Annotated in this window: 13 protein-coding genes; 2 read left to right on the top strand and 11 right to left on the bottom strand. The window is 67.6% G+C overall.

Features of this window, described 5'->3' with window-relative positions; translation table 11 throughout:
• Positions 1–93: 93 nt before the first annotated feature.
• Positions 94–717: a glutathione S-transferase family protein gene (locus KF707C_RS02095; RefSeq protein ID WP_003453814.1), complete on the top strand. Its 624-nt coding sequence runs from the start codon at positions 94–96 to the stop codon at positions 715–717.
• Positions 718–890: 173 nt separating this feature from the next.
• Here KF707C_RS02095 and creD read toward each other — a convergent pair whose 3' ends face one another.
• From creD to rloA2, 5 genes are all read right to left on the bottom strand, one after another.
• The gene (gene creD, locus KF707C_RS02090; RefSeq protein ID WP_003453813.1) at positions 891–2255 is read right to left on the bottom strand and encodes a cell envelope integrity protein CreD; all 1365 of its coding nucleotides are present in this window, start codon (positions 2253–2255) and stop codon (positions 891–893) included.
• Positions 2256–2422: 167 nt separating this feature from the next.
• Positions 2423–2857, bottom strand: a complete 435-nt coding sequence (locus KF707C_RS02085; protein WP_003453812.1) for a CBS domain-containing protein — start codon at positions 2855–2857, stop codon at positions 2423–2425.
• Positions 2858–3043: 186 nt separating this feature from the next.
• Positions 3044–4474, bottom strand: a complete 1431-nt coding sequence (creC, locus tag KF707C_RS02080; protein WP_003453811.1) for a two-component system sensor histidine kinase CreC — start codon at positions 4472–4474, stop codon at positions 3044–3046.
• Positions 4474–5163 (bottom strand): two-component system response regulator CreB, encoded by a 690-nt coding sequence (gene creB, locus KF707C_RS02075; protein ID WP_003453810.1) that lies wholly within the window; start codon positions 5161–5163, stop codon positions 4474–4476. Before creB ends, creC begins: the two co-directional genes overlap by 1 nt.
• 33 nt (positions 5164–5196) lie before the next feature.
• On the bottom strand, positions 5197–5709 hold the full coding sequence (gene rloA2 / locus KF707C_RS02070; protein ID WP_003453809.1) for a retropepsin-like aspartic peptidase RloA2: 513 nt from the start codon (positions 5707–5709) through the stop codon (positions 5197–5199).
• A gap of 306 nt (positions 5710–6015) precedes the next feature.
• Between rloA2 and KF707C_RS02065 the strand changes: the two genes are divergently transcribed.
• The gene (locus tag KF707C_RS02065) at positions 6016–6915 is read left to right on the top strand and encodes an acyltransferase (RefSeq protein ID WP_003453808.1); all 900 of its coding nucleotides are present in this window, start codon (positions 6016–6018) and stop codon (positions 6913–6915) included.
• 3 nt (positions 6916–6918) lie between these two features.
• Here the strand turns inward: KF707C_RS02065 and KF707C_RS02060 are convergent, their stop codons facing one another.
• From KF707C_RS02060 to KF707C_RS02035, 6 genes are all read right to left on the bottom strand, one after another.
• Positions 6919–7566: a DUF2780 domain-containing protein gene (locus KF707C_RS02060; protein WP_003453806.1), complete on the bottom strand. Its 648-nt coding sequence runs from the start codon at positions 7564–7566 to the stop codon at positions 6919–6921.
• A 215-nt stretch (positions 7567–7781) separates the two neighbouring features.
• Positions 7782–8981, bottom strand: a complete 1200-nt coding sequence (gene fdhA / locus KF707C_RS02055; protein WP_003453804.1) for a formaldehyde dehydrogenase, glutathione-independent — start codon at positions 8979–8981, stop codon at positions 7782–7784.
• A 261-nt stretch (positions 8982–9242) separates the two neighbouring features.
• Positions 9243–10106, bottom strand: coding sequence for a formyltetrahydrofolate deformylase (purU, locus tag KF707C_RS02050; protein ID WP_003453800.1), 864 nt, complete (start codon positions 10104–10106; stop codon positions 9243–9245).
• 128 nt (positions 10107–10234) lie between these two features.
• Positions 10235–10864, bottom strand: coding sequence for a sarcosine oxidase subunit gamma (locus KF707C_RS02045; RefSeq protein ID WP_036993344.1), 630 nt, complete (start codon positions 10862–10864; stop codon positions 10235–10237).
• Complete coding sequence (locus tag KF707C_RS02040; protein WP_003453796.1) at positions 10857–13877, bottom strand: sarcosine oxidase subunit alpha; 3021 nt, start codon at positions 13875–13877, stop codon at positions 10857–10859. The genes KF707C_RS02045 and KF707C_RS02040 overlap by 8 nt, the downstream gene beginning before the upstream one ends.
• On the bottom strand, positions 13874–14200 hold the full coding sequence (locus KF707C_RS02035) for a sarcosine oxidase subunit delta (RefSeq protein ID WP_003453794.1): 327 nt from the start codon (positions 14198–14200) through the stop codon (positions 13874–13876). The genes KF707C_RS02040 and KF707C_RS02035 overlap by 4 nt, the downstream gene beginning before the upstream one ends.
• Between the last annotated feature and the right edge of the window lie 11 nt (positions 14201–14211).

Below are 14211 nucleotides of genomic sequence, written 5' to 3'. Positions count from 1 at the left end.
GCTGATGAACGGCGCTGCCTGCCCCTCCTGCCCGCCGGCAATGCGATGCGGTATAACTTCGCCATCCGCCGTTGCAGACGCCGAGGAGCCGCCATGAGCGAAAGCCCGATCCTGTTCCACTCCCCCACCTCGCCCTACGTCCGCAAGGTGATGGTGTTGTTGCACGAGACCGACCAACTGGCCTCGGTGACCCTCCACGGCGTCACCCTGACCCCCGTGAACCCCAGCGCCGAGGTGAACCAGCACAATCCCGCCGGCAAGATCCCCGCCCTGCGCCTCGACGATGGCAGCGTGCTCCACGACAGCCGGGTGATCCTCGACTACTTCGACCACCAGCACGGCGGCGAGCCGCTGATTCCGCGCGACGGCGCCACCCGCTGGCGGCGCCTGACCCTGGCCTCCCTGGCCGATGCGGTGCTGGATGCCGCCATCCTGGTGCGCTACGAAACCTTCCTCAGGCCCGAAGACAAGCGCTGGGACGATTGGGTGCTGGGGCAATGCAGCAAGATCGATCGGGCCCTGGAAAGCTTCGAAGCGGCGGCCGATGAACTGGACGAGCGCTTCGACGTGGCCGCCATCAGCGCGGTCTGCGCCCTGGGCTACCTGGATTTCCGCATGCCCGGCCTGAACTGGCGCCGCGACTGCCCGAAGCTGGCCGCCTGGTACGCCAGCGCCAGCCAGCGCCCCTCGGTCAGGGCCACCGCTCCGACCGCCTGACGCGCGGCGTCCCCGGCGTCCTCCCGTCTCGCCGGGGCCGGGGAAACAGCCGGGCGATCTTCGCCGCCAGTTCGCGTCCTTGCGCCTGGTCGTCCCGCAGGCCCACCCATTTCATGGTGCGGCCTCCATCGGCGGGTAGCAGGGCGGATGGACGCCTGAACGCTTCGGCGCCTTCATGAGCACACCGCCTCACTGGCCGGCGAGGACGGCGTGCGGCCGACGCCGTACCAGTCCAGCTTGCGGGTCAGCACCATCACGCAGGCCAGCAGGCCGAACACCAGCAGGGACCCCATCAGCAGGGCGTAGTCCTCGGCGCTGAGCAGGCCGTAGAGCATCCCGTAGAGCGCCGCCAGGCCGGCCGTGAAGCCTGCGCCACGCACCCAGCTGCGCAGCACGTGGCTGACGTAGAAGCCCACCAGGGCGACGCAGGCGCCGGCCGACAAGGCATAGGCCAGGGCGAACTCCAGGTGTTCGGACAGCGACAGCAGCAGCAGGTAGAAGAACGCCAGCGCGAGGCCCACCAGGCCGTACTGCACCGGATGCACCGCCAGCCGCTTGAGCACTTCCATCAGGAAGAAGCCGGCGAAGGTGAGCGCCAGGAACAGCAGGGCGTACTTGATGGCGCGGTCAGTCTTCAGGTACTGGTCCACCGGGTCGACGAAGCTCACCCCGAACGCGCGGGACTGGAAGCCGTGGCACTCCCCCTCGCCGACGCAGCTGTCCAGCGCCTCCTGCAGGTTGGTGGCGAAGAAGCTGGTCTGCCAACTGGCGGAGAAGCCCTTGCCGTCGATGCTGCGCTCGCCCGGCAGGAAATCGCCGATGAAGCTCGGGTGCGGCCAGGACGAGGTCAGCGCCACCCGCGAGTCGCGCCCGACCGGCACGACGGTCAGGCTGGAGGTGCCCTGGAGCTTGAGGTCGAAGCCGATGTCCAGGCGCTGCGGCACCGCCGCCTGCAGGCTCGCCAGGGGCACATGCACGCCCCCCTCCAGCAGGCGGTCGCCGCTGCCGGGCTGGAAGTCCAGGGTGCGGCCATTGACCCGCAGTTTCAGGGCGTTGCCGATGCCACGGATATCGCTGATGCCGACGGCCAGGAAGGGCGACTCGAAGCGATAGTCCGCCAGGTCCTGATCGATGCCGTAGTGGGCCGGCACCAGGATCTGCCCGCTCACCTGGCTGTCGCTCTTGAACAGTCGCGCCTTGTAGATGCCCCGGGCGCGCAATTCGGTGTCCACATGCCCGGTCAGCTCGAAGCGCTCCGGCAGGAAATAGAGACGGCCCCTCACCTCGCGCTCCTCCAGGTGGCGCTGGCCGGTCTGCTCGTAGGTCTTCCATTCGCGCAGGGTTCGCGTGTAAGGCACCACCAGCAGCGGCCCGGTGATGCGCTGGGCGTGGCTGGAGCTCTGGGCGATGTTGGCCAGCACGCTGTCGCGGGCCGCCTGGCGCTCGCCGATGAGGCCACCGATCAGCGCCAGGGGGATCATCAGCAACAGGATCAGCAGGGCGATGGTGCCCAGCTTGAAGCCGAGGGTTCGGGTCATGGGGACTCTCCTTGTGTGGGATGGGGAGAGTCTGGGCGGCGCCCGTGGTGGGTCCGAGGGGGAAATGTGGAGATTGTGTGGGGAAGGGATGGCGGGCACTGTTTTCTCGCCCGAAACCGTACCTGCAGCTGTCGGGTGGGTTCAGCCCACCCGACGGGGAGCGGCGATCAGGCGCCGCGGATGTACTGCTCCAGGTGCTGGATCAGGCTTTCCTGCTCGGCGGTGATGTCCCGCACCAGGTCGCGGATGGACAGCAGCCCCACCAGCTTGCCGTCCTGCAGCACCGGCAGGTGACGCAGGTTCTTCTCGGTCATCAGCTGCATGCAGTACTGGTTGCTGTCCCGCGGGGTCACCACGAAGAGGTTGGAGGTCATGATCTCTTCGATGGTGGTGCCGTAGGCCGAGCGCTCCAGCGCGGCCACGCGGCGCACGAAGTCTCGCTCGGTGACGATGCCCACCAGCTCGCCGCCCTGCATCACCACCAGGGCGCCGATGTCCTTGTCGGCCATCATCAGGGCGGCCTCCAGGACGGTGGTGGTGGGCTCGACGCTGAACAGCTGGGTATGGGATTTGGCTCTGAGAATCTCGGCGACGGTTTTCATCCGGCAACTCCTGAAGGGCCTCTGGTTTCTTGTAGTCGAAGCGTGGCACTCGGCCTCGGTGCCAAATCAAGAATCAAGCCAGATCCTGATGACAGCGTCGCGACGCTCGCCGCACTTCAGGCAGGCCCCTGCTCAACTTATAGCCGATGGCCGCCGCCGTCGGCGTCGCCAGGCGGCGGCCGCCTGTCAATCCGCGACGGAGGGGAGTCGCAGGCAGGCTTCCACCCCGTCCTCACGGTTCAGTACCCGCAGTTCACCGCCATGCAGGGCGGCCACTTCCTGCACGAAGTTGAGGCCGAGGCCGGTGCTCTTGCGCCCCGTTGCGGGGCGCGGCAGGGAATAGAAGCGTTCGGTGAGGCGAGGCAGGGCGAACGCCGGAATGGGTTCGCCCTGGTTGAACAGCGCCAGCTCCAGCCAGGCGCCGTCGTGCCGCGCCTCCAGCCGCAAGCGACCGCCGGTCGGTGTGAAGTCCAGGGCGTTGTCCAGCAGGTTGGCCAGGGCCTGGCTGAGCAGGAATCGCTCCCCCAGCGCGCACAGTTCCGGTGCGATCCGGTTTTCCACCCGCAGGCCGGCGGCCTCGATCCGCACCGCCTGGGCCGCCAGCTGCGTTTCGGCCAGCGCCCGCAGCGGCACCGGCACCCGCTCCTCCAGTCCCTGGCGCTGCTCCACCTGGGCCAGGTTCAACAACCGCTCCACCAGTTGCTGCAGGCGCGCGCCTTCATTGCCGATGTTGGCCACGAAACGCCGTCGCTGTTCCACCGGCATCTCCCCTTCGAGCAGCTCGGCCGCTCCACGAATGGCGGCCAGGGGGCTTTTCAGCTCATGGGTCAGCGTATGCACGTAGCGTTCGACATAGGCCTTTCCTTCCAGTTGGGTGCGCATGCGCTCCAGGGCCGAGGCCAGGTCCCGCAGCTCGCCGCCGCTCATGGCGGGCAGCTCGGCGCGTCGGCCCTCGCTCACCGCCTGGGCGTAGTCACGCAGGCGCAGCAGGGAACGACTGAGCCACCAGGACAGCAACCCGCCCACCAGCAGCCCGAGACCGATCAGGCCGGCGCCCAGCCAGGCCAGGCGCCGCTGCGAGCGCTCGATATAGGGTTGGAGCGAGGCGTTGGGCTTGGCCACCGACACCACGCCGATGATCCGCTGGCCATCACGGATAGGCGCCGCGACGTACATCACCGAGGAGTCCGGGTCCTCGGGGTCCTCGCGGGTGGAACGGGCGCCGTACTCGCCGCGCAGGGTGAGGTAGACGTCGTTCCAGCGGGAATAGTCCTGGCCCAGGGCGACGCCGCTGGAGTCCAGCAGCACGATGCCCCTGGCGTCGGTGACGTAGATGCGGTGGTTGACCTGCATCTTGCGCAGGCCCCAGATGTCCGCGCCCGGCTGGCGCTCGCCATAGGCCTCCAGCAGCTCGGGCAGGCGGCTGTCGGCCAGGGTGCCGTCGCGTACCGGGTCACGGAGGATCTCCGCCAGCAGGTTCGCGGTGTCCACCAGGGTTTCCTCGGTGGACTGGCGAACACCGGGCCGGATCTCGTCCATCACCGTGCCGAGCACGAACCAGCCCGCCAGGCCGACGAAGAGGAAGTAGGCCAGGAAGATGCGAACGCCCAGCGGCATCAGGCGCGTTCCGGCGAGTAGCTGTAGCCCAGCCCGCGATGGGTCTGGATGGCTTCGGCGGCGGGCGCCACCTGGCGGAGCTTGGCCCGCAGGCTCTTGATGTGGCTGTCGATGTTGCGCTCGTAGCCCACATCGCTGGCCAGCCCCAGGGCGTCCAGCAGTTGCTCGCGACTGAATACCCGCTCCGGCTGGGCCAGCAATGCCTGGAGCAGGCGGAACTCATGCCGGGTCAGGACCAGCGCCTGGCCGTGGTAGTGAATGCGCACCCGCTCGAGGTCCACCCGGAAGGGGCCCGTGGCGGCGGCTACCGGTACCTGTCGCTCGCGGGGGGCGGTGCGCTTGAGGATGGCCCGCACCCGCGCCGCCACCTCCCGGGGACTGAAGGGCTTGACCACGTAGTCGTCGGCACCGATCTCCAGCCCCACCACCCGGTCGATCTCGGCGTTGCGCGCAGTGAGGAAGAGCACCGGCACCTCGGAAAAGCGCCGCAGCGCCTTGCACAGCTCGAAACCGCTGGTATCCGGCAGCCCCACGTCGAGGATCACCAGGTCCACCGGCTCGCGTCGCAACAGGTCCAGGGCCGCGCCGCCCAGGCTCAGCCAGGTGGTGGCATTGCCGTCGGCCTCCAGGGCGTAGACCAGGGTATCGGCGATGGCCGCTTCGTCTTCGACGATCAGGATATGGGGCATGGGCATCCCTGCCGGGTGGTCAGGTGCCGGCGATCAGCACTGGGGCTTGCCGGCGGTGAACTTGTGGCCCGCGTAGATGGCCGCCTTGAACTCCTTCAGGGCCTTGGCGCCGATCAGCAGCGGGTAGTTGAAGCTGGAGCGGTCGGTGAGGTTCACCTCCACCGTGCGCCGGGTTCCGCCCAGGCACATTTCCAGGTCGACCACCGGCCGCCTGGATATCTCCGCCGAGGGGGCCTCGTCTTCGTCGGCCAGTTCGTCCGCACGGTTCTTGATCTTGCTGATACGCGCCAGGCGATGCTCGTAGAGGGTGTCGTCGGCATCCTTGGTGGCCAGGCGGAAACGTACCCATTCCTCGCCGTCACGCTTGAACAGTTCGATGTCCCTGGCGGACAGGGAGGCGGTCAGCGCGCCGGTGTCCATCTTCGCCTTCAGGGTCTGGCCGATCTCCGGCAGCTTCACGTACTCGTAACGACCGTAGAGGGCCGGTTCCTGGTTGGCGAGGGCCGGCAGCGCGACCAGGGCTAGCAGGGCGATCAGGGCTTTCAACGGGCATCTCCTGGTTGAGGGGTTCGGTTCTGGGACTGGCGGGGCGGCCAATGGTTCGGCTCAGTCGATCAGGGAGCCCCACGCCTCCGGCGAGCGCGCGGAGAAGAATACCCTTGCCCGGGGCATGAGCAAGACGTTGGGGGTCAGGCATGCCGCCAGGTTCGCCGGAGCGGGCGCCGGCGGGGCGTCAGCATAGTGCAACGCCGCGTGGCGCACACTGGCCCCCACGCCCGCCTGACCGCTCGTCGCCCGGACGGTGACTGCGTATCATGGCCCGCACCCCAGCGAACAAGGAGCCGAGGACCCATGCGGGCACTCTTGACCGGAAGCGCCACCACCCTGCTGCTGCTGCTCAACACCCTGACCCTGATCGGCCCGATGCTGGTCATCGCCCTGCTCAAGCTCGTGCTGCCGGGCCAGTCCCTGAAGGACACCTGCTCCCGCGGCGTGATGTGGATCGCCGAAGCCTGGGCGGAGAACTGCAAGCGCGTCTTCGCCCTGCTCACCCCGACCCACTGGGATATCCGTGGCGGCGAGGGCCTGCGCCAGGACACCTCCTACCTGGTCATCAGCAACCACCAGTCCTGGGTGGACATCCCGGCCCTGGTGCAGGCGTTCAACCGCAAGGCGCCCTACTTCAAGTTCTTCCTGAAAAAGGAACTGATCTGGGTGCCCTTCCTCGGCCTCGCCTTCTGGGCCCTGGACTACCCCTTCATGAAACGCTACAGCAAGGCCTTCCTCGAGAAGCATCCGGAGATGAAGGGCAAGGACCTGGCGATCACCCGGGCCGCCTGCGAGAAGTTCAAGCGCCTGCCGGTCACCGTGGTCAACTACCTGGAAGGCACGCGCTTCACACCCGCCAAGCACGCCGCCCAGCAGTCCCCCTACCGTTTCCTGCTGAAGCCCAAGGCGGGCGGCGTCGCCTTCGTCCTCGCCTCGCTGGGCGAGCAACTGGATGCCGTCCTCGACGTCACCCTGGTCTACCCCGGCCAGGCCGTGCCCGGCTTCTGGGCGCTGCTGTCAGGCCAGGTGCCATGGGTGACCGTGGATATCCGCACGCGCGAACTGGACCCGGCCCTGTGGCAGGGCGACTACGAGAACGACGGCGTGTTCCGCCAGTACGTCCAGGGCTGGGTGAGCGACCTCTGGCGGGAGAAGGACGCGCGCATCGCCGAACTGCGCGCGGAACTGGGGCAGGATCGCTGAGCCTCAGGTGGACAAGCCGTTCACCGGCACCGCCTGGCCCGCCGGAATCGCCGGGCTGGACGGCACCGGTGGCGTGGTCCACTTCCACAGGTTGCCGAGGTTCTGCAGGAGCGACTCGGCCAGGCCCTGCTGCCCGAGGAAGGACAGGATCAGCGGGGCGAACCGGGCGATCAGGCCGTTATCCATGCCCAGTGAACCGAACGCCTGGCTGACGTCCGTCATGCTGTTCATCGGCTGTCCCGCCAGCACGCCGGCGGCCCCTCCCGGCCCTTCCGCGCCGCCGGCCTGCTGACCCAGCAGGCCGCCGATGCTGCTGAGCAGTCCCTGGGTGTTGGGGTCGGTCAGTACGCCGACACCGGGCACCGCCTGGTCCAGTTGGGCGAACTGCTCCGCCGGCAGGTTGTTGCGGGCCAGCCCGAACAGCGCCGCCGCACCGCCCAGGGCCTGCTCCGGGGTGATCTGCAACTCGCCGCCCAGTTGCTGCAGGAGCGCCGCCGACTCCGCAGCGGTCACGCCAGGCGTCTGGGCGGTCGCCCCCTCTCCGCCCGTGGCGGCGGCCGCTGCGACCACATCGCCCAGGGAAACAGCGAATACGGGGCTGGCGGCCAGGCTGAGCAGGACGGCCAGGGTCAGGCTTCGGGGACTGTGCATGGATCGACGACCTCAAAATAATCCGCACCGGAACGGGACGTAGCGGCGCTGAGCGGAAACTCGTCCATCTGACTGCGCCAGACAGGACGGCGTTCCCGACAGTCCGTCGGTTGGCGGTGGGTTTTATCGGCGCAATCAAAAAAGGGGCCCCGAAGGGCCCCTGAGGGACAGACGCCGCGGCTGTCACATCACGGCGTCGGGGGTTGGGGAACGCCTCAGGCGGCGCTGAAGGTCTTGTGCGGGTCGATGACGAATTTCTTCGGCACGCCGGCATCGAACTCGCCGTAGCCACGGGGCGCGTCGTCCAGGCTGATGACCTGTACGCCCACCACTTCGGCGATGTTGATGCGGTCCCACATGATCGCCTGCATCAGCGCGCGGTTGTACTTCATCACCGGGGTCTGGCCGGTGTGGAAGCTGTGGGATTTCGCCCAGCCGAGGCCGAAGCGGATGCTCAGGCTGCCAATCTTCGCGGCGGCGTCCACGGCGCCCGGGTCTTCGGTGACGTAGAGGCCGGGGATACCGATCTTGCCGGCGACGCGGGTGATCTGCATCAGCGAGTTGAGCACGGTGGCCGGGGCCTCGTGCTTGGCGCCTTCATGGCCATGACCACGGGCCTCGAAGCCCACGCAGTCGATGGCGCAATCCACTTCCGGCTCGCCCAGCAGCGCGGCGACCTGCTCGTGCAGCGGGGTGTCCAGGGACAGGTCGGCGATCTCGAAGCCCTGGGCCTTGGCGTGGGCCAGTCGGGCGGGGTTGAGGTCACCGACTATGACCACGGCGGCGCCCAGCAGGCGCGCCGAGGCGGCGGCGGCGAGGCCGACGGGACCGGCACCGGCGACGTACACGGTGCTGCCCGGGCCGACGCCGGCGGTCACGGCGCCGTGGTAGCCGGTGGGCAGGATGTCGGAAAGGCAGGTCAGGTCACGGATCTTCTCCATGGCCTTGTCGCGGTTCGGCAGCTTCAGCAGGTTGAAGTCGGCGTAGGGAACGAGCACGTACTCGGCCTGGCCGCCGGTCCAGTCGCCCATGTCGACATAGCCGTAGGCGCCGCCGGCACGGGCCGGGTTGACGGTGAGGCAGACGCCGGTGTGCTGTTCCTTGCAGGAACGGCAGCGGCCGCAGGCCACGTTGAAGGGTACGGAAACCAGGTCGCCGATCTGCAGGTTCTCCACGTCACGGCCTTTCTCGATCACCTCGCCGGTGATCTCGTGGCCGAGCACCAGGCCGACCTGGGCGGTGGTACGGCCGCGCACCATGTGCTGGTCCGAGCCGCAGATGTTGGTGGACACCACCTTCAGGATCACCCCGTGCTCGATCTTCTTGCCGCGGGGATCCTGCATCTTCGGGTAGTCGATCTTCTGCACTTCGACCTTGCCCGCACCGAGATAAACGACACCACGATTACCAGACATGCGTAATTCTCCTTTGTTGTTGTGAATACAAAGGCGCGACCGGCGGCCGCGCGGCCTTGTACTGGAGCTTGCATCTGTTGCCGGAACCCGCCGGTGAATCCTGGCAGAGCGGGTTCTGTGAAATGGCTCGATCCGTCCCGGATTTCATTCGGGCAACGGAGCCGGATAGCCCGGATGCAATCCGGGGAAACAGGTGATCGGCAGGAAGAAGGAGCCCCTCTCCCCAACCCTCTCCCGCACGCGGGAGAGGGCGAAAATGCATCAGGCGTTGAGCACCACCGTGCGGTTGGCGTTGAGGAAAACCCGGCGCTCGATGTGGTAACCCACGGCCTTGGCCAGGGTCAGGCATTCGATGTCGCGGCCCTTGGCGATCAGGTCCTCGGGGTAGTGAGCGTGGTCCACCGGCTCGACGCCCTGGGCGATGATCGGTCCCTCGTCCAGGTCGTTGTTGATGTAGTGGGCGGTGGCCCCCACCAGCTTGACGCCCTTCTGGTAGGCCTGGTGGTAGGGTTTGGCGCCCTTGAAGCCGGGCAGCAGCGAGTGGTGGATGTTGATGGCCCAGCCGTCGAGCTTCCTGCACAACTCGGGGGACAGCACCTGCATGTAGCGGGCGAGGACCACGAGTTCGGCGCCGGTCTCCTCGATCACCTGCAGCACGCGGCGCTCCTGGGCCGGCTTGTCGTTGGGGTCGAGGGGGAAATGGTGATACGGAATCCCGTGCCAGCGGGCCAGGGGCTCCAGGTCCGGGTGGTTGGACACCACCGCCACCACGTCCATGGCCAGTTGGCCGATGCGCTGGCGGTAAAGCAGGTCGTTCAGGCAGTGGTCGGCCTTGGAGACCATGATCACCACCTTGGCACGGTAGCCCGGCGGCGTCAGTTCCAGCTGCATGTCGAACGGCGCCAGGCGCTCGTCGAGGCCGGCGCGGAAGGCCTGCTCGTCGAAGCCGTCGGGCTGGCGGAACTCGACGCGGATGAAGAAGCGCGAGGCCAGCCGGTCATCGAACGAATGGTGCTCGGTGACGTAGCAGCGCTGCTCGAACAGGAAGCGCGTCACCGCATCCACGGTACCGAGCACGCTCGGGCAGTGGGCGGTGAGGATCCAGGTATCGGGTGTGCGGCTCATATGCGGACTCCCTTGTTTTGTCTCCCCTCTCCCGCCTGCGGCAGAGGGGCCGGGGGAGCGAGCAAGTCCGAATGACGCAGGACATCCCGCTCCCCAACCCCTCTCCCAGAGGACGAGGGGCTATTCTTTCAGGCCTTCACCGCCAGCCCGTACTCGGCGCTGGCGTCCTGCAGCCAGAGCCAGAGGTAGTCGGAGAAGCTGCGGCGGATCACCAGCTCCCAGGTGTCCTCGCCCGTGTGGCGGATCACCGCGCCGGCCTTGGCGAAGGTGGTGCCTACCGCCTTGCCCACCGGGAAGTTGCTGGGGTGCACGTCGTACACCGTGGACTTCATCAGCACGTCCCGGGCATGGGGGCCGGACAGTTCGAGCAGGGTCTGGCCACCGCTGACGTTGACCACGGAGATGTGCTGGCCCTCCAGGGCCGCGCGCAGGCGCTGCTCCACCTCGTACTCGGTGCCGCCCGGCACCACCAGCAGCCACTCGTCCGGGCCGAGCCACTGCAGGGAGCTGTCACCGTTCGCCACCAGGGTCAGGGCCACCGGCAGCTCCAGGCCCAGGGCCTTGTGCACGCCGCCGGCGAAGGCGGGGTCACTGGCGTCGCCACGGATCACCAGGTGACCGAGGAGTTTCTTTTCCCGCAGGATCACGCCCGCGTTGCTCTTGCCCTTGCGCGCCAGCTCGTCAAGACCGGCGTGGTACAGCGGCGATTCGGCACGGGCTTTGTCGGGGCGCTGCTTGTAGACGTTCACATTAGACATTCTGGCGGTCCCCTTTCGGGTCATAGAACACGGAGCTGCAGATTTCGGCTTCGATCACGCTGCCATCGGCCAGCGGCGCGAAGACACGCTCGCCCATGCGCTTGAGGCCGCCCTTGACCACGGCCATGGCGAAGGAGTGGCCGAGGCTGGGGCTCATGTAGCTGGAGGTGACGTGGCCGACCATCTTCATCGGGATGGACTGCTTCGGATCGAACACCAGCTGCGCGCCTTCCGGCAGCACCTGGTTCGGGTCGAGGGGCTTGAGGCCCACCAGCTGCTTGCGGTCTTCCCGCAGGCAGTCCTCGCGGTTCATGCCACGCCAGCCGATCCAGGAGAAGGGCTTGTTGCGGCCGACGCACCAGCCCATGTTCAGGTCGTCCGGGGTCACCGAACCATCGGTGTCCTGGCCGACGATGATGAAGCCCTTCTCGGCGCGCAGCACGTGCATGGTCTCGGTGCCGTAGGGGGTCAGGTTGTACTTCTTGCCCGCCTCGACGATCTGCTCCCACACGCCCAGGGCGTAATCGGCCTGCACGTTCACCTCGTAGGACAGCTCGCCGGTGAAGGAGATGCGGAACACCCGCGCCGGCACGCCGCCCACCAGGCCTTCCTTCCAGGTCATGAAGGGGAAGGCGTCCTTGTCCAGGTCGATGTCGGTGACCTCGCTCAGCAGCTTGCGGCTGTTGGGGCCGGACAGGGTCATGGTGGCCCAGTGGTCGGTGACCGAGGTGAAGTACACCTTCAGCTCCGGCCATTCGGTCTGGTGGTAGATCTCCAGCCATTCCATCACCCGGGCGGCACCGCCGGTGGTGGTGGTCATGATGAAGTGGTTTTCGCCGACGCAGGCGGTCACGCCGTCGTCGAAGACCATGCCGTCTTCCTTGCACATCAGGCCGTAGCGGGCCTTGCCCACGTCCAGCTTGGTCCAGGCGTTGGTGTAGACACGGTTGAGGAATTCCCGCGCGTCCGGGCCCTGGATGTCGATCTTGCCCAGGGTGGAGGCGTCGAGGATGCCCACGCTGTCACGCACGGCCTTGCACTCGCGGGCCACGGCGGCATGCAGGTCCTCGCCACGCTTGGGGAAGTACCAGGGACGCTTCCACTGGCCGACGTCCTCGAACTCGGCGCCCTGCTTCAGGTGCCAGCTGTGCATGGCGGTGTAGCGTTTCGGGTCGAACAGGTTGCCGCAATGACGACCGGCGACGGCGCCGAAGGTCACCGGCGTGTAGTTCGGACGGAACATGGTGGTGCCCATTTCCGCGATGCTGATGCCCATCGACCGGGCGGCGATGGCCAGGCCGTTGATGTTGCCCAGCTTGCCCTGATCGGTGCCGAAGCCCAGCGCGGTGTAGCGCTTGACGTGCTCGACCGACTCGAAGCCTTCGCGGGTGGCCAGCTCGATACCGGCGGCGGTGACGTCGTTCTGCAGGTCGACGAACTGCTTCGGCGCACGGGCGGTGGACTTGTCGTGGGGCACCTGGAACAGGGCCAGGGTGGCCTCTTCCTTGCGCTTCTCGGTCTTCGGCACCGTGCCTTCGATGGCCTTGAAGCCGGCCTCGGCGGCCGCCTTGGCGCCGGCCTCGAAGCCGTCGGCAAGCACGTCGCCCAGGGCGAACACACCGTTCACGGCACCGGCGCAGTGGCGCTGCTGGAAGCCGCCTTCGCTCGGGACGAAGGCCAGGATGTCTTCACGCCAGACGGGCTTGCCGCCCAGGTGGGAAGCCAGGTGGACCACCGGGCTGTAGCCGCCGGAGCTGACGATCAGGTCGCAATCCACCACCTCGCCCGGGCTGGTGACGCGGTGGCCCTTCACATCGATGGCGCAGATGCGGGCGCCGCTGACACGCTTGCTGCCCCGGGCTTCCACCACGGCGCTGCCGGTGAGGATACGCACGCCACGGGCGCGGGCCTCTTCCACCCAGGTGCCGCGGGGGTTGCTGCGGGCGTCGGCGACGGCCACCACCTGCTGGCCGGCGTCCAGCCAGTCCAGCACCACGCGGTAGGCGTAGTCGTTGTTGGTGGACAGCACCAGCTGGCGGCCGGGGGCCACGCCGTAGCGGTTGACGTAGGTGGAGACGGCGCCGGCCAGCATGTTGCCGGGGACGTCGTTGTTGGCGTAGACCAGCGGACGCTCGTGGGCGCCGGCGGCCAGCACCACGCGCTTGGCGCGGACGCGGTGGACGCGATGGCGGGCCTGGCCACGGGGGGCCACTTCGCCCAGGTGGTCGGTCAGGCGCTGGTGGATGGTGAGGAAGTTGTGGTCGTGGTAGCCGTTCACCGTGGCGCGCGGCAGCAGGGTCACTTCCGGCAGGGTCTCCAGCTCGGCGATGACCTTGGCGACCCACTCGGATGCCGGCTTGCCGTCCAGGGTTTCACGGGTGTCCAGCAGGCTACCGCCGAACTCTTCCTGCTCGTCGGCGAGGATCACGCGGGCGCCACTGCGGCCGGCGGCCAGCGCGGCGGCCAGGCCTGCGGGGCCGGAGCCGACCACCAGCACGTCGCAGTACTGGTTCATGTGGTCGTAGATGTCCGGGTCGACCTCGAGCGGCGAACGTCCCAGGCCGGCGGCCTTGCGGATGTACTTCTCGTAGGTCAGCCACAGGTTCTGCGGGTACATGAAGGTCTTGTAGTAGAACCCGGGCGGCATCATGCCGCCGCCGACCTTGCCGAGAATGCCCATGACGTCGTTGTTCACGCTCGGCCAACCATTGGTGCTGGTGGCCACCAGACCGGCGTAGAGGGCCTGCTGGGTGGCACGGATGTTCGGCACCTGGGCGTTTTCAGCGGCGCCCAGCTGGAGGATGGCGTTGGGCTCTTCGGCGCCGGCGGCGACGATGCCGCGCGGACGGGAGTACTTGAAGCTGCGGCCGACGATGTCCACGCCGTTGGCCAGCAGGGCGGCGGCCAGGCTGTCGCCGTTGTAGCCCTGGTAGTTCTGGCCGTTGAAGGTGAAGGTCAGCGGTTGGCTGCGATCGATGCGGCCACCCTTGGGAAGGCGATTGACCTGGCTCATGCCGTTACTCCTGCGGACGCGGTTTTCTTCTCGCCGGTGGTGGATTCGGTGACGCTGGGCTTCTCACCGATCTTGTAGGTTTCGAGGATCTCGTAGCTGATGGTGTGGCGCGTCACGTTGAAGTACTTGCGGCAGCCGGCAGCGTGGACCCACAGCTCGTGGTGGATGCCACGGGGGTTGTCGCGGAAGAAGATGTAGTCGCCCCACTCCTCGTCGGTGCAGGCGTTGGGATCCAGCGGGCGCGGGATGTGAGCCTGGCCCTTGGCGTGGAATTCCTCTTCGGAGCGGAGCTCCCCGCAATAGGGACAAAAGATGTGCAGCATGGCGGGTCTCC

It is taken from the genome of Pseudomonas furukawaii, from assembly GCF_002355475.1.
GTDB classification, from domain to species: domain Bacteria; phylum Pseudomonadota; class Gammaproteobacteria; order Pseudomonadales; family Pseudomonadaceae; genus Metapseudomonas; species Metapseudomonas furukawaii.
The sequence above is the reverse complement of the archived record's forward strand: the minus strand, read 5'-3'. Positions and strand labels throughout refer to the sequence as shown.